The 19,081-nt window shown below is 69.7% G+C and carries 16 protein-coding genes and 3 tRNA genes; 11 read left to right on the top strand and 8 right to left on the bottom strand.

What is annotated here, in order from left to right; genetic code table 11:
* Nucleotides 1–496 precede the first annotated feature (496 nt).
* The 3 genes from WAB15_RS19700 (at nucleotide 497) to WAB15_RS19690 (ending at nucleotide 1,591) form a co-directional block, all read left to right on the top strand.
* Nucleotides 497–778, top strand: a complete 282-nt coding sequence (locus WAB15_RS19700; RefSeq protein WP_407287030.1) for a hypothetical protein — start codon at nucleotides 497–499, stop codon at nucleotides 776–778.
* Nucleotides 775–1,152, top strand: coding sequence for a hypothetical protein (locus WAB15_RS19695; RefSeq protein WP_407287029.1), 378 nt, complete (start codon nucleotides 775–777; stop codon nucleotides 1,150–1,152). Before WAB15_RS19700 ends, WAB15_RS19695 begins: the two co-directional genes overlap by 4 nt.
* Before the next feature lie 292 nt (nucleotides 1,153–1,444).
* Complete coding sequence (locus WAB15_RS19690) at nucleotides 1,445–1,591, top strand: hypothetical protein (protein WP_399150388.1); 147 nt, start codon at nucleotides 1,445–1,447, stop codon at nucleotides 1,589–1,591.
* A gap of 140 nt (nucleotides 1,592–1,731) precedes the next feature.
* On the opposite strand, the gene WAB15_RS19685 is transcribed toward WAB15_RS19690, so the two are convergent.
* From WAB15_RS19685 to WAB15_RS19675, 3 genes are all read right to left on the bottom strand, one after another.
* A tRNA-Gly gene (locus WAB15_RS19685) sits at nucleotides 1,732–1,807 on the bottom strand.
* 75 nt (nucleotides 1,808–1,882) lie between these two features.
* Nucleotides 1,883–1,954: transfer RNA gene (locus WAB15_RS19680), tRNA-Gly, on the bottom strand.
* A gap of 119 nt (nucleotides 1,955–2,073) precedes the next feature.
* Nucleotides 2,074–2,394: an Lsr2 family protein gene (locus WAB15_RS19675; RefSeq protein ID WP_026170169.1), complete on the bottom strand. Its 321-nt coding sequence runs from the start codon at nucleotides 2,392–2,394 to the stop codon at nucleotides 2,074–2,076.
* 300 nt (nucleotides 2,395–2,694) lie between these two features.
* Here WAB15_RS19675 and purS point away from each other — a divergent pair, with 300 nt between their 5' ends.
* From purS to purM, 6 genes are all read left to right on the top strand, one after another.
* Nucleotides 2,695–2,958, top strand: coding sequence for a phosphoribosylformylglycinamidine synthase subunit PurS (gene purS, locus WAB15_RS19670; protein WP_393499192.1), 264 nt, complete (start codon nucleotides 2,695–2,697; stop codon nucleotides 2,956–2,958).
* Entirely contained in the window at nucleotides 2,955–3,635 is a 681-nt protein-coding gene (gene purQ / locus WAB15_RS19665; RefSeq protein ID WP_399150387.1) for a phosphoribosylformylglycinamidine synthase subunit PurQ, read from the top strand. The genes purS and purQ overlap by 4 nt, the downstream gene beginning before the upstream one ends.
* Nucleotides 3,632–5,881 (top strand): phosphoribosylformylglycinamidine synthase subunit PurL, encoded by a 2,250-nt coding sequence (gene purL, locus WAB15_RS19660; RefSeq protein WP_407287028.1) that lies wholly within the window; start codon nucleotides 3,632–3,634, stop codon nucleotides 5,879–5,881. Before purQ ends, purL begins: the two co-directional genes overlap by 4 nt.
* Before the next feature lie 151 nt (nucleotides 5,882–6,032).
* Entirely contained in the window at nucleotides 6,033–6,827 is a 795-nt protein-coding gene (locus WAB15_RS19655; protein WP_407287027.1) for a sterol carrier family protein, read from the top strand.
* A 474-nt stretch (nucleotides 6,828–7,301) separates the two neighbouring features.
* Nucleotides 7,302–8,861, top strand: a complete 1,560-nt coding sequence (purF, locus tag WAB15_RS19650; RefSeq protein ID WP_407287026.1) for an amidophosphoribosyltransferase — start codon at nucleotides 7,302–7,304, stop codon at nucleotides 8,859–8,861.
* 34 nt (nucleotides 8,862–8,895) lie between these two features.
* On the top strand, nucleotides 8,896–9,963 hold the full coding sequence (gene purM / locus WAB15_RS19645) for a phosphoribosylformylglycinamidine cyclo-ligase (protein WP_399150383.1): 1,068 nt from the start codon (nucleotides 8,896–8,898) through the stop codon (nucleotides 9,961–9,963).
* A gap of 170 nt (nucleotides 9,964–10,133) precedes the next feature.
* Here purM and WAB15_RS19640 read toward each other — a convergent pair whose 3' ends face one another.
* Both WAB15_RS19640 and WAB15_RS19635 read right to left on the bottom strand, forming a co-directional pair.
* Nucleotides 10,134–10,385, bottom strand: a complete 252-nt coding sequence (locus WAB15_RS19640; RefSeq protein WP_399150382.1) for a DUF3073 domain-containing protein — start codon at nucleotides 10,383–10,385, stop codon at nucleotides 10,134–10,136.
* A gap of 330 nt (nucleotides 10,386–10,715) precedes the next feature.
* Nucleotides 10,716–11,834: a Leu/Phe/Val dehydrogenase gene (locus WAB15_RS19635; protein WP_399150381.1), complete on the bottom strand. Its 1,119-nt coding sequence runs from the start codon at nucleotides 11,832–11,834 to the stop codon at nucleotides 10,716–10,718.
* A 199-nt stretch (nucleotides 11,835–12,033) separates the two neighbouring features.
* Here WAB15_RS19635 and WAB15_RS19630 point away from each other — a divergent pair, with 199 nt between their 5' ends.
* Nucleotides 12,034–12,870, top strand: a complete 837-nt coding sequence (locus WAB15_RS19630) for a hypothetical protein (RefSeq protein ID WP_399150380.1) — start codon at nucleotides 12,034–12,036, stop codon at nucleotides 12,868–12,870.
* A gap of 511 nt (nucleotides 12,871–13,381) precedes the next feature.
* Nucleotides 13,382–13,588, top strand: coding sequence for a developmental transcriptional regulator BldC (gene bldC, locus WAB15_RS19625; protein WP_003949541.1), 207 nt, complete (start codon nucleotides 13,382–13,384; stop codon nucleotides 13,586–13,588).
* A 531-nt stretch (nucleotides 13,589–14,119) separates the two neighbouring features.
* Here bldC and WAB15_RS19620 read toward each other — a convergent pair.
* The 3 genes from WAB15_RS19620 to hrpA form a co-directional block, all read right to left on the bottom strand.
* A complete protein-coding gene (locus WAB15_RS19620; RefSeq protein WP_407287025.1) occupies nucleotides 14,120–14,353 on the bottom strand; it encodes a DUF6274 family protein in 234 nt (77 codons plus the stop codon).
* 349 nt (nucleotides 14,354–14,702) lie between these two features.
* Nucleotides 14,703–14,777: transfer RNA gene (locus WAB15_RS19615), tRNA-Asp, on the bottom strand.
* Between the two features lie 95 nt (nucleotides 14,778–14,872).
* Entirely contained in the window at nucleotides 14,873–18,958 is a 4,086-nt protein-coding gene (gene hrpA / locus WAB15_RS19610) for an ATP-dependent RNA helicase HrpA (protein ID WP_399150378.1), read from the bottom strand.
* Between the last annotated feature and the right edge of the window lie 123 nt (nucleotides 18,959–19,081).

Raw genomic sequence — 19,081 nt, 5'->3', positions numbered from 1 at the left:
ATTCGGGTGCACATACTGGCGCGGAATCCATTGCTGCGAGCCGGTCTCATCAGCTCTCCTGGAAAGCGCAGTGACGCGGCAGTCGGCAAAGGCGCCGATCAGGGGCGTCCGGCGCTTCCCGGCGCCGGACTTCGGACTTCTCACGGCCCGCGAGCGCGAGGCGCTGCTGCTCCTGGCGGCGGCCCCGCGAACCGTTTGCCGGCCCGGCACCTCGGTGTCGCCGAGCGCACCGTGCGGGCCCATCTGGCCGGCATCACCCGCAAGTTGTGCGTCCGGCTCCGACTTGAGGTGGCCCTGCTCGCCGCCGTCCCTCATGACGCCCTCCGGCCGGAAGCGGCATAGCCCAAGAGGCAATGGAGCGGCCACCGCAATCGTGATGAGCTGCTGGTGGCCCGATTTCCTCCAGGCCTATCGGGTCGGGCGGGACCGGCTTCGTTTGGTCACGGACCTGCGGCCTTCACCGGCCGGGGTCGCGAATACCGGGGTAGATCGAGAAGTGCCGAGAAAGTCCGAGCAACCGCGAGAATCCACCTTCTCCCTGATCTTCCTGCGCGCCGGCCGCTACGCCGCCGTCATGCCGGCCACAACGGCGACCTTCCACGTGGTCAACGCCCGGGTGATGGGGCCGTCCCGGTTCGTCTGTGCGTTCCTGGCGACCTACTCGGCGGTGCTGTACGCGGTGCACGGCTCCCGGCCACCCGGCGGTGCTGTACGCGGTGCACGGCTCCCGGCCGCCCGCACCGCAGGCGTCCACAGCCTCCCGGCCCACCTCCGGTGAAGCCGCAGTCACCGCGCAGTGAGATCGCTCGGTGCGCGGCCGAGGCGAGCCCGGCCGGCTGGTTCACCGCGGCCGTCCTGAGCTGGCACCCGAACTCCACCCTGGACCGGCTGCGCCAGTACGACCCCTTCAGCATGCTCATCCCGAACTGGCGCTTCTTCGCCCCGAACCCCGCCCGGTACGCCTACCACCTGCTGTACCGGACGCTGTCCACCTCGGGCGAGCAGTCGCGGTGGCGCCCGGCCTCGGAGATCACCGTGCGCACCCGGACCCAGGCCGTGTGGTTCCCGCGCCGCCGCGAGAGCAAGGCGGTCTTCGACCTGTGCGGCCAATTCGCCCTGTACGTCAGCGCGATGGGCGAGTGGGCCCCGTAGTCCGTCCCCTTCCGGCTGCTGCGGGATTGCGTGCGCCGGCACATCCAGGAGTCGGACCCGGCGGCCTGGCCGACGGTCCGGCCTGATGCCCGGCCCCGGATCCGGCCCCGGCCCCGGCGCCGCCCTCGAACTCGGCGTCGGCACCGGCCCGGATCGCACTGCCCCGCCGCCGGCATCGGCTCCGTCGTGGGCGTGGACTCCTCGCCCGAGACGCTCCAGTGCCTGCGGGCCGCGGTCGCCGAGTCCGGCGCCGCCGTCGTTGGCGAACGGCACCTTCCGCATCGGCGCCGAGGTGAGCCGTCTCACAGCTCCCGGCGAGGTGGGTTCCCACGCGGCCGAGGTGGGCCTGGAGCCCGTCCGCCGCAGCGCCGACCGGGCCGGCACGCCGTACGTCGTCGGGTCGCCGATGTACGTCGCGATCTACCGGAAACCGAATTAGGGGACGTCCGCAAAGACGCCGGCCGGGCAAAGGCACTCGGCCGGCGGGGCCTGGCCCGTCACCGGGGGCCGAGCCTCGGGGCGGAAACCACCACTGGCGACAAAAAGGCCCCGGTCACGATGACCGGGGCCTTTTCTTTCTGGAGCGGACGACGAGGCTCGAACTCGCGACCTCAACCTTGGCAAGGTTGCGCTCTACCAACTGAGCTACGTCCGCAGGCATCCACTCGGCTTTCACCGAGCGGCGCGACAGCTACTCTACCTGATCCATTGGAGAGGTCGAGACTGTCAGAGCGGGTGACAGGGATTGCACACTGCGCCTCCCCCTTGGAAAGGGGGCGCTCTACTACTGAGCTACACCCGCGTGACTCCGTGAGGTCCGGCCTTCCGGCCTCGCCCCTCGGCGTGCTCCAGACTCTAGCTGATCAGTAGGGGTGCTGTGCAAGTCGGCTGTGCTCGCTCCGCGGGACGCCGGCAAGTCGGTTAGTGATTGGCGGCGTTGAAGGCCTCGTAGACCTTCTTCGGGATCCGGCCGCGCGGCGGGACGTCCATCTGGTTCGAACGGGCCCAGGCGCGGACGGCCGCGGGGTCGGGGGTCACCGCGGTCCGGTGGTAGGCCTTGCCGGACTTGGCCCGCTTGCGGCCGGCCTCGACGAAGGGAGCGAGCGCGCCGCGCAGTTTCTTCGCATTGGCGGGATTGAGGTCGATCTCGTACGACTTCCCGTCCAAACCGAAGGCGACCGTCTCTGCGGCTTCTCCTCCGTCGATGTCATCGGAGAGCGTTACTACTACGCGCTGCGCCACGGATATCGGTCCTTTCGTGGAGCAACCCCTTGTTGACATGGAGTGATGCTCCGGATCCGGCTGATTGGGATCAATGCTTTTTCATTTGTACAGCGATGGGCATTGCATTGTGAAGCCCAGTTAATTTTGTCAGCGTGTCTTCCCGCAATCCCGACTCTGGATCTTTTCGAGAATTTTCCCTGGGGTGCACTCCCGTCGATACCGGACCGTGATCGGGCGCCCAGGATATCTATGCGCGTAGATTTTCGAACGCGGTACTGTGATGTCACCGCCTTACGCACCACACCACCGGGAGTGCCAGTGGCACGCGTCGTAGTCGACGTCATGCTCAAGCCGGAGATCCTCGACCCGCAGGGGCAGGCGGTGCAGCGCGCACTGCCACGCCTGGGTTTCGAGGGGATCGCCGACGTCCGTCAGGGCAAGCGTTTCGAACTTGAGGTGGAGGGTCCGGTCGACGACGCGGCCCTCGCTCGCATCCAAGAGATGGCCGAGACCTTCCTCGCCAACACCGTCATCGAAGACTTCACCGTTCGCGTCGACGAACCGGCCGAGGCCGGATCATGACCGCTCGTATCGGAGTCGTCACCTTCCCCGGCACGCTCGACGACCGCGACACCCAGCGCGCTGTCCGGGTGGCCGGCGCCGAGGCGGTGCCGCTGTGGCACCGCGACAAGGACCTCAAGCAGGTCGACGCCGTGGTGCTGCCCGGCGGGTTCTCCTACGGCGACTACCTGCGGGCCGGGGCCATTTCCCGATTCTCGCCGGTGATGGAGACCGTTATCGAGCAGGCCAAGGCCGGTATGCCGGTCCTGGGCATCTGCAACGGCTTCCAGGTGCTCACCGAGACCCACCTGCTGCCGGGCGCCATGCTGCGCAACAACCATCTGCACTTCATCTGCCGCGACCAGAAGCTGCGGGTGGAGAACGCGGACACCGCCTGGACCACCGATTACTCGGCCGGCCAGGAGATCTCCGTACCGCTGAAGAACATCGACGGCCGCTACGTCGCCGACGAGCGGGTCCTCGACGAGCTGGAGGCGGAGGGCCGGGTCGCCTTCCGCTATCTCGACGGCAACCCGAACGGTTCGCTCCGCGACATCGCCGGCATCACCAACGAGGCGGGCAATGTCGTCGGCCTCATGCCGCACCCCGAGCACGCCGTCGAGCCGCTGATCGGTACGGGTCGTACCGACGGGCTGGGTTTCTTCACCTCGATCCTGAAGAAGTTGGTCAACGCATGACGCTGGACACGGTCAAGCACGCCGCCGAGACGCCGGACGTCGACCAGCCGTGGGCCGAACTGGGCCTGAAGCAGGACGAGTACGCGCGCATCCGGGAGATCCTCGGCCGCCGTCCCACCGGCGCCGAGCTCGCCATGTACTCCGTCATGTGGTCCGAGCACTGCTCCTACAAGAGCAGCAAGGTCCATCTGAAGCAGTTCGGCGAGAAGGCCCCGGAGAACGACGCAATGCTCGTCGGCATCGGGGAGAACGCCGGCGTCGTCGACGTCGGCCAGGGCTACGCGGTCACCTTCAAGGTCGAGTCGCACAACCACCCCTCGTACATCGAGCCCTACCAGGGCGCGGCCACCGGCGTCGGCGGCATCGTGCGCGACATCCTCGCGATGGGCGCCCGCCCGGTCGCCGTGATGGACCCGCTGCGCTTCGGTGCCGCGGACCACCCCGACACCAAGCGCGTCCTGCCGGGCGTCGTCGCCGGCATCGGCGGCTACGGCAACTGCCTGGGCCTGCCCAACATCGGCGGCGAGGTCGTCTTCGACCCCTGCTACCAGGGAAATCCGCTGGTCAACGCGCTGTGCGTCGGCGTGATGAAGCATGAGGACATCCACCTCGCCAAGGCGTCCGGCGCCGGCAACAAGGTCATCCTCTACGGCGCCCGCACCGGCGGCGACGGCATCGGCGGCGTCTCCGTGCTCGCCTCCGAGACCTTCGACGACAGCAAGCCCGCCAAGCGGCCCGCCGTCCAGGTCGGCGACCCCTTCCAGGAGAAGCTGCTCATCGAGTGCACCCTGGAGATCTTCAAGGAGAACCTGGTCGACGGCATCCAGGACCTCGGCGGCGCCGGGCTGTCCTGCGCCACCAGCGAGCTGGCCTCGGCCGGCTCCGGCGGTATGCGCGTCGAGCTGGACACCGTGCCGCTGCGCGACTCCTCCCTCTCGCCCGAGGAGATCCTCATGAGCGAGTCGCAGGAGCGGATGTGCGCGATCGTCGAGCCCGGCAAGGTCGACCGCTTCCTGGAGATCTGCGAGAAGTGGGACGTCATCGCCACCGTCATCGGTGAGGTGACGGACGGCTCGCAGCTGGAGATCTTCTGGCACGGCGAGCAGATCGTGGACGTACCGCCGCGCTCCGTCGCCCACGAGGGCCCGACCTACCACCGGCCCTTCGCGCGCCCCGAGTGGCAGGACGCCCTCCAGGCGGACGACGCGGCCGAGCTGGCGCGGCCGGCGAACGCCGAGGAGCTGCGCGCGCAGGTCCTGACGCTGGTGGGCTCGCCCAACCAGGCGTCCAAGGCGTGGATCACCGACCAGTACGACCGGTTCGTCCAGGGCAACACCGTGCTCGCGCAGCCGGAGGACTCCGGCATGGTGCGGATCGATGAGGAGTCGAACCTCGGCGTGGCGGTGGCCACCGACGGCAACGGCCGGTACGCCAAGCTCGACCCGTACGCGGGTGCCCAGCTGGCGCTGGCCGAGGCGTACCGCAATGTCGCCGCGTCCGGTGCCAAGCCGCTGGCGGTGTCCGACTGCCTGAACTTCGGCTCGCCCGAGGACCCGGCGGTGATGTGGCAGTTCGCCGAGGCCACCCGCGGTCTCGCCGACGCCTGCCAGACCCTGGGCACGCCGGTCACCGGCGGCAACGTCTCGCTGTACAACCAGACCGGTGACGTGGCGATCCACCCGACGCCGGTGGTCGCGGTGCTCGGCGTCATCGACGACGTCGACCGCCGCACGCCGATCGCGTTCGCGGACGAGGGCCACCTGATCTACCTGCTGGGTGACACCCGGGAGGAGCTGGGCGGCTCGGCCTGGTCGCAGGTCGTGCACGACCACCTCGGCGGGCTCCCGCCGAAGGTCGATCTGGCCCGCGAGCAGCTGCTGGCGGAGATCCTGATCTCGGCCTCGCGCGACGGCATGATCGACGCGGCGCACGACCTCTCCGACGGCGGCCTGATCCAGGCGCTGGTGGAGTCGTGCCTGCGGGGCGGCAAGGGCGCCCGCCTCGTCGTGCCCGACGGGCTGGACCCCTTCGTCCTGCTCTTCTCCGAGTCGGCGGGCCGGGCGATCGTCGCCGTGCCGCGCAGCGAGGAGCTCCGCTTCACCGACATGTGCGGTGCGCGGGGGCTGCCGGCCACCCGGATCGGTGTGATCGACGGCGAAGAGATCGACATCCAGGGGCAGTTCGGCATCCCGCTGAGCGAGCTCCGCACCGCCCACGAAGGCACCATTCCCGGCCTGATCGCCTGAGTGCCTGACCGCCTGGCGCCTCATGCCCGGCCGGCTGATCGGCCGGCCGGGATGGCGTCAGGCCCTGCGGATCGAGGCTCCCTCCACCCCCGAAACCTCCCGTCCCCAAAAGGGGAGGTTTCGGGGGTGGAGCCGCCAGTACCCTCGGCCCATGTCTCCCGCCCGCGGTACGTCCCGCACCCGTAGCTACGACCCCGCCAAGACCCGCGCCGCGGTCATCGCGCAGTTCGCGCAGGTGCGCACGGCCGTGGGGGAGTTGGCGCCGGAGCAGTTCGCGCTGCCGACCCGGCTCGGCGACTGGACGGTGCGGGAACTGGTGGCGCATCTGTCCATGGCGGTCGGCAGTGTGGCGCGCGGTCTCCGGCAGCCGGCCCCGGCTCCGGCGGACACCGCCTTGCTCGACTGGCCGTTCGCCACCGCGCCGCTGGCCTCCGGCATCGACGACGACACCCGGGCCGTCGCCGCCGACGAGCCCGTGGAGCTGCTCGCGCGCACGGCCGAACAGTTCGCCGAGGCCGTGCCGCCCTCCTTCGAGGACCGGCCGCTGCCCACCCGGGTCGGCGCGATGCGGCTGGCCGACTTTCTGGTGACCCGCTGTGTCGAGCTGGTCGTCCACACCGACGACCTTGCCGCGGCGACCGGCGTGCAGATCCCCTACGACCGCCAGGCTCTGGCCGTCACCACCCGGCTGCTGGCCGACGCACTGGCCGCCAAGGCGCCCGGCGGGTCGGTGGAGGTCCGGGTGCCGCCGTTCGCCGTCGTCCAGTGCGTCGAGGGCCCCCGGCACACCCGCGGCACCCCGCCGAACGTCGTCGAGACCGACCCGCTCACCTGGATCCGCCTGGCGACCGGCCGTACGACCTGGGCCGAGGAGCTGGCCGCCGCGCAGGTCACCGCCAGCGGCGAGCGGGCCGACCTCGCGGCGTATCTGCCCGTGATGAGCTGAAGCCCGGGCGGGCCGTCAGCGGGCGCCGTTCCTACGACCTCCCCCCTTCCGCGGGGCGTCGCGTATCTCACACGGCGGCGCGAGAGCGTGTATGCGATATAAGCCGCATACACGGAAAACCCGCCATACGGGGTGAGCGGCTGAAAGCGCGAGAAGGTGCAGCTCAGTGCGGGTGCCGAGGGCGGGTGGACGCGCGCGCCGTTACCCGCGGCCACCACGTCCTCGCTCAGTGGCAGGCGTCCCCGGTGGTGCGCCCGAAGCCGGCACGACGCCGTCGTACGGGGTGCTCGGCGCGGCGGCGCACCCGGCGACTGGCCAGGCGCGCCAAGGGCTGTGGGGTCTGCAGGGGGCGGGAATCCGGTCCGTATGGCCGTGCTCACGTCAAGTGCACCTCGCCCGCCGTTCATGCACTCCTCCAGATCCGCACCCATCCCCGGTTCGGATGAATCCGCGACCTGCCCTAGACTCGGGGGCGTGCCACGTGGTGACGGACGACTCAACCACGACCTGCTCCCCGGCGAGAAGGGCCCCCAGGACGCTTGCGGCGTCTTCGGTGTCTGGGCTCCGGGTGAAGAGGTCGCCAAACTCACCTATTTCGGGCTGTACGCGCTGCAGCACCGTGGACAGGAGTCCGCGGGCATCGCAGTGAGCAACGGCTCCCAGATCCTCGTCTTCAAGGACATGGGCCTGGTTTCCCAGGTCTTCGACGAGACTTCGCTCGGCTCCCTCCAGGGCCATATCGCCGTGGGCCATGCCCGCTACTCCACCACCGGTGCCTCGGTGTGGGAGAACGCCCAGCCGACGTTCCGTGCCACCGCGCACGGCTCGATCGCGCTCGGCCACAACGGCAACCTGGTCAACACCGCCGAGCTGGCCGAGATGGTCGCCGCGCTGCCCCGCGAGGGCGGCCGCGCGACGCAGGTCGCGGCCACCAACGACACCGACCTGGTGACGGCCCTGCTGGCCGGCCAGGTCGACGAGGACGGCAAGCCGCTGACCGTGGAGGAGGCCGCCCCGCGCGTCCTGCCCAAGGTTATGGGCGCCTTCTCGCTCTGCTTCATGGACGAGCACACGCTCTACGCCGCCCGTGACCCGCAGGGCATCCGCCCGCTGGTCCTGGGCCGCCTGGAGCGCGGCTGGGTGGTCGCCTCCGAGACCGCCGCCCTGGACATCTGCGGTGCCAGCTTCATCCGCGAGATCGAGCCCGGCGAGATGGTCGCCATCGACGAGAACGGTCTGCGCAGCAGCCGCTTCGCCGAGGCCCGCCCCAAGGGCTGCGTCTTCGAGTACGTCTACCTGGCCCGCCCGGACACCGACATCGCCGGCCGCAATGTGTACCTCTCCCGGGTGGAGATGGGCCGCAAGCTGGCCGCCGAGGCCCCGGCCGACGCCGACCTGGTGATAGCGACGCCGGAGTCCGGCACCCCCGCCGCCGTCGGATACGCCGAGGCCAGCGGTATCCCCTACGGATCCGGCCTGGTCAAGAACTCCTACGTCGGCCGGACCTTCATCCAGCCCTCGCAGACCATCCGCCAGCTCGGCATCCGCCTCAAGCTCAACCCGCTCAAGGAAGTCATCCGCGGCAAGCGCCTGGTGGTCGTCGACGACTCGATCGTCCGCGGCAACACCCAGCGCGCGCTGGTGCGGATGCTCCGCGAGGCCGGCGCCGCCGAGGTCCACATCCGGATCTCCTCGCCGCCGATCAAGTGGCCCTGCTTCTTCGGCATCGACTTCGCCACCCGCGCGGAGCTGATCGCCAACGGGCTGAGCGTGGCGGAGATCGGAAAGTCGCTGGGCGCCGATTCGCTCGCGTACATCTCCATCGACGGCATGATCGAGGCGACCACGATCGACAAGCCGAACCTCTGCCGGGCCTGCTTCGACGGCGAGTACCCGATGGAGCTGCCCGACCCGGAGCTGCTGGGCAAGCACCTCCTGGAGTCGGAGACCGCGGCGCCGACCAAGTCCGACGTGGACGGCGTCCAGACGCTCACGGCCGGGGTCGGCGGCGCCGATGCTCTGCGTCGCCCGTAGAGCTCGTACACACACGACACGAAAGTTCTCCGCCATGTCCGAGACCACTGGTGCCAGCTACGCGAGCGCGGGCGTCGACATCGAAGCCGGCGACCGCGCCGTGGACCTGATGAAGCAGTGGGTGAAGAAGGCCACCCGCCCCGAGGTCGTCGGCGGGCTCGGCGGCTTCGCCGGCCTCTTCGACGCGTCCGCCCTCAAGCGCTATGAGCGTCCCCTGCTGGCCTCGGCCACCGACGGCGTCGGAACCAAGGTCGACATCGCCCGGAAGATGGGCGTCTACGACAGCATCGGCCACGACCTCGTCGGCATGGTCGTCGACGACCTGGTCGTCTGCGGCGCCGAGCCGCTGTTCATGACCGACTACATCTGCGTCGGCAAGGTCTACCCCGAGCGGGTCGCCGCGATCGTCAAGGGCATCGCCGAGGGCTGTGTGCTGGCCGGCTGCGCGCTGGTCGGCGGCGAGACCGCGGAGCACCCCGGGCTGCTGGGCGCGGACGAGTTCGACGTCGCCGGCGCCGGTACGGGCGTCGTCGAGGCGGACCGGGTGCTGGGCGCGGATCGCATCCGTACGGGCGACGCGGTGATCGCGATGGCCTCGTCCGGACTTCACTCGAACGGGTACTCGCTGGTCCGCCACGTGCTGTTCGACCGGGCCGGCATGACCCTGGACCGTGAGGTCCCGGAGTTCGGCCGCACGCTCGGCGAGGAGCTCCTGGAGCCCACCAAGATCTACTCGCTGGACTGCCTGGCGCTGACCCGGACGACCGAGGTGCACGCCTTCTCGCACATCACCGGCGGCGGGCTGGCCAACAACCTCGCCCGGGTGATCCCGGACGAGCTGCACGCCACGGTCGACCGCTCCACCTGGACGCCGGGCCCGGTCTTCGACCTGGTCGGCACGGCCGGCTCGGTCGAGCGCCTGGAGCTGGAGAAGACCCTGAACATGGGCGTCGGCATGATCGCCGTCGTTCCGCAGGAGTCGGTGGACGTCGCCCTGACCACCCTCGCCGACCGCGGCGTGGACGCCTGGATCAGCGGCGAGATCGTCGAGCGCGGTGACCACGCGGAGGCCGTGACCCTGACCGGTGACTACGCCGGCTGATCACCTGGGCCGCACCGGCAGTCGTCGGTGCGGCCACCGCATCAGCGGTTCACGCCGCACCGGCAGTCTCTGCTGTGACAGCGGACTTCTGGGCAGCACAGAACCCGGTCCGGGCGATGCCCAGGACCGGGTCCGTGATGCTGTTATGGGTGCCGCTGGCGCACGGCGCGTCAAGCGCGACGACGCTGCTGGGACGAGTCGCCCTCGTCCTCATCGTCGTCGTCTTTGTTGTACAGATCTGCGTACCGTGCGTACGGGTCGTCGTCCTCGTCATCCTCGAACGGCTCTGCGTTCGGAGGCTGCTGGTTCGACGGTGATGCACCCAGCTCGTCGGCCAGTCGTGAGAGATCCGTCCCACCGCTGCTGTACTTCAGCTGGCGGGCGACCTTTGTCTGCTTGGCCTTGGCCCGGCCGCGCCCCATGGGTCGACCCCCTCAATGACGGGGCTCGATGGCCCCAGAGTCTTGACACGCGTTCATGGATCAGAGCGGGCTCTCGACAGAGAGACCGGCCCGTAGGGCTTTAACGGTACCTGCTTCCGCGGCCATACGGTACGTCGCCCGCATCACCCGCCGCTCGGCATGACCGGCAAGGCGCCCCGTCCCCGCTGGTCAACTGCGATTTTAACCTGTCCCGTACGGCGACCCGCCGACGGGTGGTGAGGGATGTCTCCTCGACCACCCGTGGCGGGCCGCGCAAGGCCGTGTTTCCGGCCGACGAGGCCGAATGGCTCCGCCGGTCGGGGCGCTCGGTCAGACGTGCCGCGCCTCCGCCATGCGCTGCTCGGCGATCCGGTCGGCGGCCGCGGCGGGCGGAATGCCGTCGGTCTTCGCACGAGCGAATATCGCCAGCGTGGTGTCGAAGATCTTGGCGGCCTTGGCCTTGCAGCGGTCGAAGTCGAAGCCGTGCAGCTCGTCGGCCACCTGGATGACGCCGCCGGCGTTCACGACGTAGTCGGGCGCGTAGAGGATGCCGCGGTCGGACAGGTCCTTCTCGACGCCCGGGTGCGCGAGCTGGTTGTTGGCCGCGCCGCACACCACCTTCGCGGTCAGCACCGGCACCGAGTCGTCGCTCAGCGCCCCGCCCAGCGCACACGGCGCGTACACGTCCAGGCCCTCGGTGCGGATCAGCGCCTCGGTGTCGGCCACCGCGGTGACCTGCGGGTGATCGGCCAGGACCCGCTCCACCGACGCACCGCGCACGTCCGTGATCACGACCTCGGCACCGTCCTTGAGGAGGTGCTCGACGAGGAGGTGCCCCACCTTGCCGACGCCCGCGATACCGACCTTGCGGCCGCGCAGCGTCGGGTCGCCCCAGGCGTGCTGGGCCGAGGCGCGCATGCCCTGGAAGACGCCGTAGGCGGTCAGGACGGAGGAGTCCCCGGCGCCGCCGTTCTCCGGGGAGCGGCCGGTGGTCCACTTGTTCGTACGGGAGACGACGTCCATATCGGCGACGTACGTACCGACGTCGCACGCGGTGACATAGCGGCCCCCGAGGGAGGCCACGAACCGGCCGTAGGCGAGCAGCAGTTCATCGGTCTTGATCAGATCGGGGTCACCGATGATCACGGCCTTACCGCCGCCGTGGTCCAGCCCGGCGAGGGCGTTCTTGTAGGACATACCGCGCGACAGATTCAGGGCGTCCACTACGGCCTCCTCCTCGGAGGCGTAGGCGTGGAAGCGGGTGCCGCCGAGGGCGGGCCCCAGGGCGGTGCTGTGGATGGCGATCACTGCCTTCAGGCCGCTGGCGCGGTCCTGGCAGAGAACGACCTGCTCATGGCCCCCCTGCTCCGTGCGGAACAGGGTGTGCAGAACGCCGCCGTCGGTGCCGGCGGGGGCCGGACGTACGTCAGTCACTGTGGTGACTCCCATAAGTCGCGAAGGACGCCCTCCTGTGGGTGGGGAGGGCCGGTTGAAAAGAGCGTAAGACCTGCGGGGCGGGTTGATCCGTCAGGTGCCGAGGATCACCCTCTCCCGGGGGACGGACGTGGGACGATCTGGTCGTATCGCAGGCCGGCCGGGGCCCTTGGGCGCGTCTCCCGGCAGTGGACTTCCCTATGGAGGAGCGGGCGTGGCCGTGGCGTCGTCGGTGAAGGTCCCGTACATGGCATATCTACGGGTCTATGAGCCGCTGGCAGCGTTTCCCGAGCCGGAGCGCTCCCACTGGGCGCGTTATGCCAAGCGGGCGGACACCCCCACCGCCCAGGACGAGCAGCGCCGGGCGCTGGCCGATCTGCTGCCGACCCCGCCGGTGCCGGTGCCGGTCCATGAGAGCGCGGACGCGTTCGTCACCGTCGTCAACGAGGTGATCTGCGTCTGCCCGTGGCGCACCCGGCTGCGCGGCTGGCAGGCCCTGGAGGGTCTGGAGGAGCTGCTGCCGACGGCCGTGCTGGACGCGGCGCTCCCTCCGGTGGTGCGCCGGCAGGCGGCCACCGACTACGAGCGGTGGCGGGAGCGCAATCCGGACGCCCGGCCCTGGATCCGCGGGGCGTCCTGGCACGTACCGGTCCGGTGGTTCGTCCTCTTCGACGACGGCGAGCGGGAGTACACGAAGGGTGAGCGGTCGCCTGTGCTGCGTTACCGGACGCCGATGGTCCAGGCCAGACGCCGGGTCGCGCGCGGGCTGCGTACGCTGCGGGACGCCCTGGAAGAGGGGCTGCTGATCGACGGCCTGGTAGATGTGGGGCGCTGGCTCGAGGAATTCCATCCGCGTTCGCTCGTGGAGCTGGACTACGGAGGGCTGGTGCACGCGGTGCCCGAGGGGCAGCTCGCCGAGGACCGTTCCGCCGCGGAAGTGGCGGAGGGGTTGGCGGCGCTGCGCGAGGGGGACGGCGAGCGGGCCGGGGTCGCGTACGAGAAGCTTTCTCAGCGGTGGCGTGCGGTGCGCGAACGCCAGTTCTCCAGCTGAGGGTCGAGAATGCCGAAGGTTCGGGGCGCGGAAGAGCGGTGTTCGCTTTTCGGTGGTCGGGCGGTAAGGGACGTAGGTCCTTAACCGGGCGATTGCCTCAAGCGTGACCTAAAGCACTGACTTCGGGTCTTGCGGCCAAGGCGCACCCTCGTGCCAAAATAGGACAAGGAGCCCGACCTGGGCTCCTTCCGTCCAACTAAGGGCGGGTAGATCGGTATTGCGGTCCTTGAGGGGTCTGTGGCGACTGATCACGCTGTGACTGATCGTCACGGCCGTGTGACTGTCCGCTATGGCACGGTCCATCGGCATCCGCCGAGGTTGAACACCTGAGAGGGCAATTCCATCGGTTTGGCCGACGTGGCTGGACAGATGGTGTAGTTGTAGTGCCGAGGACAAGCCGTTCGTCCTATAACCGACTCGGCCCGCGTCCGCCATTTCGGGCAACGTGGGTCAAGGTGCAGAATTTAGAGGAAAGAACCGTGATGGTTCGGTTCTCCCGAGGAGGCCGCTCATGACCGCTCGCACCCCTGACGCCGAGCCGCTGCTGACCCCTGCCGAGGTTGCCACGATGTTCCGCGTGGACCCGAAGACGGTCACCCGTTGGGCCAAGGCAGGCAAGCTCACGTCCATCCGCACGCTCGGAGGACACCGGCGTTACCGCGAGGCTGAGGTCCGCGCACTGCTCGCGGGTATCCCGCAGCAGCGCAGCGAGGCCTGAATAACCGCATAACCAGGCCGTTTTCGGGGCCCCCAACCCGAAAACGCCTACTTCGCACCACCTAGCTCGACCTGCTCCACCCACGCTCCATATAGCTCCATACGACGCGGTGTCTGCCCCAACAGGCCCCTCACCCGCTCCATCTGGGTACGTCATCGATCGCGCTGGACTCCGCCGGGTCCAGCGCGATTTTTTTGTGTGCGGCCGCTCCCGGGCCCGTCGGGGCGGTTGGGCCGGCGTGCCGCCGGAGTCACCCATGGCGGCGTCCAGGGGGCCTTCAGGGGGTCGTGGAGGGCCTTTCCGCGCGGACCCCGCGGCTCCCTTTTGAACCCGTTCGAGGGTGGTGCAATTGCATATATTAAATTGACTGGTTGTAGGGAGGGTGTAAGTTCCCTGGCCCGTCAAACTTGTTCGGTGACACCCGTCACACGGCGCGTCGCTTGAAGCCGATACGTCCCCTGGGGTAGTGAACTTTCCCCGTCCTCGCTCAACAGCCTGCCACCGCGCGGGCGGTGGCGCAGGCGCCCTTGGTCACCGGGTGGCGGGACTTTTGTCCTCGGTCGCGGGCGGCTCGGAGGCGGCCGGAGACGGGGCGGGGGCGGACGCGGGCGCCGGGTGCCCGGGGCGGGGCGTGTGCGGCTCCATGGCGAGCCGCAGCAGCTGGTGGCAGATGGGGCAGTGCCGCGTCAGATGGCGGTAGCCCGTGGCCGCGGACAGATGTGCCCTCAGCAGCGCCCTGGTCTCGTGCCGTACCGCAGTCGTCATCGCGAACCCCTCCCCGGCCCCACACCTTCCCATGTGAGTACCGGCGGGGGCGCCCGCCGTCAATACAGCGGGCGGCAAAGCAGTCACGCTGCGCTGTGCCTGCTTTGCGTGTTCTCGGCCGTTCCGTGGTGGGGGCTTGCCTCCCGTCGCCTCCTCGCCGCCTCACGGGCGTGGGAGGCAGCGCCACGCGGCGGGGAGGAGGCGCCACGGAGGGACGGCCGAAAAGAGCGGAAGTTGTGAACGCCGGAAGCCTGTGAACGTGGGAGGGCCATGGGCGTCGGCGGGCGGTGACCGTTCGAAGGGCCGCAAAAAAGAAGCGGCCCGCATCGCTGACGATGCGGGCCGATTGCGGTCCTGACGGGATTTGAACCCGCGGCCTCCACCTTGACAGGGTGGCGAGCACTCCAAACTGCTCCACAGGACCTTGCGTTTGCTTTCCGCTTGCGGCGGGCTGCGAAGCAAGACTGTACAGCAGGTCAGGGGGTGCGGTCGAACTCGATACCGGTGGCCACCCGCCGGTCAGGGCGCCGCGGCGTCCACCGCCTTCACGATGCGCTTGTCGGAGACCGGATACGCGGTCCCCAGAGCGTGCGCGAAGTAGCTCACCCGGAGTTCCTCGATCATCCAGCGGATCTCCAGGGCCGCGGCCGGCACCGGGCGGCCCGGCGGGAACTGCTCCAGCAGCCAGGCGTATTCGTCCTGCATCTCCTTGACCTTCGCCATCCGGGTGCGGTCCCGTTCGGCGTTGGTGGGCAGCTGCTGCAGCCGGCGGTCGGCGGCCACCAGATAGCGCATCAGGTCCGGCAGCCGCTTGGCGCCGTGCGTCGTCACGAAGCCCGGCTTGATCAGCGCCGCCAGCTGCTCCTTGACGTCGGCGAGCGAGGGCAGCAGCGAGGGGAAGGTGGTGTCCTTCAGCCGGCGCTCGCACGCCTGCCAGGCGGCGAGCACCTCCTGGACCTGCTGGATCGTCTTCAGCGTGACGTCCACCAGATCGGCCCGGACCGCGTCGAACAGCTTGCGGAAGGACTCCTCGTCCCACGCCGGGCCGCCCCGGGCCGCGATCAGGCGGTCGGCGGCGGCGGTCACGCAGTCCTCGAAGAGCGCCCCGATCGAGCCGTGGGGATTACGGGACAGCGCGAGCTTCTGCTGATTGCTCAGCTTGTCCTGGGCGAACTTGGCGGGGTTACTGGGGATGTTGAGCAGGATGAGGCGGCGGGTGCCCGCCCACATCGCCGTCAGCTGCTCGGCCTCGGTGTCGAAGAGGCGTACGGCGACGCTGCTGCCCTCGTCCACCAGCGCCGGGTAGGCCTTCAGCGGCTGGCCGGCGCGCCGGGTCTCGAAGGTGCGCGGCAGTGCGCCGATCGTCCAGGACGTCAGCCCGGTGCGCTGCTCCGGGCCGGCCGTGGCCGCCCCCTCGCCGGCGCGGCCCTTGCCGCCCTTGGCGGGCCGTTCGGCGGCCTGCTCGAAGGCCTTGGAGATCGCCGCGCGGGTCTTCGGCTTGAGCTTCAGCCGCAGCGCCTCCAGGTCCTTGGCCTCGGCGAGCTTGCGGCGACGCTCGTCGACCACCCGGAAGGTGATCTTGAGGTGGTCGGGGATCCGGCTCGGGTCGAAGTCCGCGGCCTCGACGGGGACGCCCACCATCCGCTGCAGCCCGGCCGCCAGAGAGGCCGTCAGGGCGCCCTGCAGCGGCACCGTGGAGTCCAGGAAGCGGGCCGCGAAGTTCGGCGCCGGGACGTAGTTGCGCCTGATCGGCTTGGGCAGCGACCGGATCAGCTCGGTCACCAACTGCTCGCGCAGGCCCGGGATCTGCCAGTCGAAGCCTTCGGAGGAGACCTGGTTGAGCACCTGGAGCGGGATGTGGACGGTCACGCCGTCCGCGTCCGCGCCCGGCTCGAACTGGTAGGTGACCTTGAACTTCAGCTTTCCCTGGCGCCAGGAGTCCGGGTAGTCGTCCTTGGTGACGGCCTCGGCGGACTCGTTGATGAGCATCGACTGCTCGAAGTTGAGCAGTTCCGGCTCGTCCCGGCGCTTCTGCTTCCACCAGGAGTCGAAGTGCGCCCCGGAGACGACGTCCGCCGGGATGCGCTGGTCGTAGAAGTCGAAGAGCGTCTCGTCGTCCACGAGGATGTCGCGGCGCCGGGCGCGGTGCTCCAACTCCTCGACCTCGCCGAGCAGTTTGCGGTTGTCATGGAAGAACTGGTGGTGGGTACGCCAGTCGCCCTCGACCAGGGCGTTGCGGATGAACAGATCGCGCGAGGTCTCCGGGTCGATCCGGCCGTAGTTCACCTTGCGCTGGGCGACGATCGGGACGCCGTAGAGGGTCACCCGCTCGTAGGCCATCACCGCGGCCATCTTCTGTTCCCAGTGCGGCTCGCTGTACGTGCGCTTGACCAGGTGCTGGGCGAGGGGTTCGACCCACTCGGGCTCGATCTTGGCGTTCACCCGCGCCCACAGGCGGGAGGTCTCGACCAGCTCCGCGGACATCACCCAGTGCGGGGGCTTCTTGAAGAGCGCGGAGCCGGGGAAGACCGCGAACTTGGCGCTGCGGGCGCCCAGATACTCGTTCTTGCCGGCCCCGTCCTTCCCGCCCTCGGTCCCGCCGTTCTTCAGTCCGATGTGCGAAAGCAAACCGGCCAGCAGGGAGGTGTGGATACGGTCCGGTGCCGCGTCCTCCTCGTTGAGGTGGATCCCCATGGTCTTGGCGACCGTACGCAGCTGGGAGTAGATGTCCTGCCACTCGCGTATCCGGAGGTAGTTCAGGAACTCGCTGCGGCACATCCGGCGGAAGGCCGAGGAGGACAGCTCCTTCTGCTGCTCGCGGACGTAGCGCCAGAGGTTGAGGAAGGCGAGGAAGTCGGAGCTCTCGTCCTTGAAGCGGGCGTGCTGCTGATCGGCCTGCTGTTGCTTGTCGGAGGGCCGCTCGCGCGGGTCCTGGATGGACAGCGCCGCCGCGATCACCATGACCTCGCGGACACAGCCGTTGCGGTCCGCCTCCAGCACCATCCGCGCCAGCCGCGGGTCGACCGGCAGCTGGGAGAGCCGCCGGCCCAGCTGGGTCAGCCGCTTCCCGGGGTCCTTCTGCCGGGCGTCGAGCGCGCCCAGCTCGCTCAGCAGATCGACGCCGTCCTTGATGTTGCGGCGGTCGGGCGCGTCGATGAACGGGAACTTCTCGATGTCGCCCAGGCCGGCCGCGGTCATCTGCAGGATGACGGAGGCGAGGTTGGTACGGAGGATCTCCGCGTCGGTGAACTCGGGCCGGGAGAGGAAGTCGTCCTCGGAGTACAGGCGGATGCAGATGCCGTCGCTCGTACGGCCGCAGCGGCCCTTGCGCTGATTGGCGCTGGCCTGCGAGATCGGCTCGATGGGCAGCCGCTGGACCTTGGTGCGGTAGCTGTAGCGGGAGATCCGGGCCATGCCCGGGTCGATGACGTACCGGATGCCCGGGACGGTCAGCGAGGTCTCGGCGACGTTCGTGGCCAGCACGATCCGCCGGCCCGTATGCCGCTGGAAGACGCGGTGCTGCTCGGCGTGTGACAGCCGCGCGTACAGGGGGAGCACTTCGGTGCGGGGCAGCGCCTTCTTGTTGAGCGCGTCCGCGGTGTCGCGGATCTCCCGTTCGCCGGAGAGGAAGACCAGGATGTCGCCGGGGCCGGCGGCCTGCAGCTCGTCCACGGCGTCGCAGATCGCGGTGATCTGGTCGCGGTCGGCGTCCTGGCCGCCCTCTTCCAGCAGCGGGCGGTAGCGCACCTCGACCGGGTACGTACGGCCGGAGACCTCGACGATCGGCGCGCCGGGCTTCTCGGCCCCGCCGTCGCCCTCCGGGGCGTCCGCGGACGCGGCCACAGAGGCGAAGGAGCCGAAGTGCCGCGCGAACCGCTCCGGGTCGATGGTCGCGGAGGTGATCACGACCTTCAGGTCCGGGCGCCGGGGCAGCAGCTGCGACAGATAGCCGAGGATGAAGTCGATGTTGAGGCTGCGCTCGTGCGCCTCGTCGATGATGATCGTGTCGTACTGGCGCAGCTCGCGGTCCGTCTGGATCTCGGCGAGCAGGATGCCGTCCGTCATCAGCTTGACGAGGGTGTCGCCGCCGACCTGGTCGGTGAAGCGGACCTTCCAGCCGACCGCCTCGCCCAGCGGGGTCTTCAGCTCCTCGGCCACCCGCTCGGCGACCGTACGGGCCGCGATCCGCCGCGGCTGGGTGTGCCCGATCAGGCCGCGTACGCCCCGCCCGAGCTCCAGGCAGATCTTCGGGATCTGCGTCGTCTTGCCCGAGCCGGTCTCACCGGCGACGATCACGACCTGGTGGTCGCGGATCGCGGCGAGGATGTCGTCCTTCTTCTGGCTGACCGGCAGCTCTTCCGGATACGTGATCTCCGGCACCGCGGCGCGCCGCTGGGCGACCCGCAGCTCCGCCTCGTCGACGCCGTCGGCGATCTCGGCGAGCACGGCGGCCCGGGCTTCGGGCTTACGGATCCGGCGCGCGCCGTCGAGCCGGCGCCCCAGCCGCTGCTGATCGCGCAGCGTCAGCTCGGGCAGACGCTCCAGCAAGGAGGGCAGGGTGGGGGCAGCGCCGTTGGGCAGGGCGGAGGCAGGCTGACTGGACATACGTCCCCCAGGATCTCACCTCACCGAATCGACTGGCGAACCATTTGACCGCACGGCCGATCGCGGGCGCCGGGGACGCGTCGGAGGCGGTACGTCCGCGCCCGCGGTGATCATGGGTGCGCC

It is taken from the genome of Streptomyces sirii (assembly GCF_045690365.1).
Classification (GTDB): domain Bacteria; phylum Actinomycetota; class Actinomycetes; order Streptomycetales; family Streptomycetaceae; genus Streptomyces; species Streptomyces sirii.
The sequence above is the reverse complement of the archived record's forward strand: the minus strand, read 5'-3'. Positions and strand labels throughout refer to the sequence as shown.

Bases quoted from the DNA above. Each gene is read 5' to 3' on its own strand.
- purQ (WP_399150387.1), top strand. From the start codon at position 2,955: ATGACCGCTCGTATCGGAGTCGTCACCTTCCCCGGCACGCTCGACGAC.
- purL (WP_407287028.1), top strand. From the start codon at position 3,632: ATGACGCTGGACACGGTCAAGCACGCCGCCGAGACGCCGGACGTCGAC.
- WAB15_RS19655 (WP_407287027.1), top strand. From the start codon at position 6,033: ATGTCTCCCGCCCGCGGTACGTCCCGCACCCGTAGCTACGACCCCGCC.
- purM (WP_399150383.1), top strand. From the start codon at position 8,896: ATGTCCGAGACCACTGGTGCCAGCTACGCGAGCGCGGGCGTCGACATC.
- WAB15_RS19640 (WP_399150382.1), bottom strand. From the start codon at position 10,385: ATGGGGCGCGGCCGGGCCAAGGCCAAGCAGACAAAGGTCGCCCGCCAG.
- WAB15_RS19635 (WP_399150381.1), bottom strand. From the start codon at position 11,834: ATGGGAGTCACCACAGTGACTGACGTACGTCCGGCCCCCGCCGGCACC.
- bldC (WP_003949541.1), top strand. From the start codon at position 13,382: ATGACCGCTCGCACCCCTGACGCCGAGCCGCTGCTGACCCCTGCCGAG.
- WAB15_RS19620 (WP_407287025.1), bottom strand. From the start codon at position 14,353: ATGACGACTGCGGTACGGCACGAGACCAGGGCGCTGCTGAGGGCACAT.
- hrpA (WP_399150378.1), bottom strand. From the start codon at position 18,958: ATGTCCAGTCAGCCTGCCTCCGCCCTGCCCAACGGCGCTGCCCCCACC.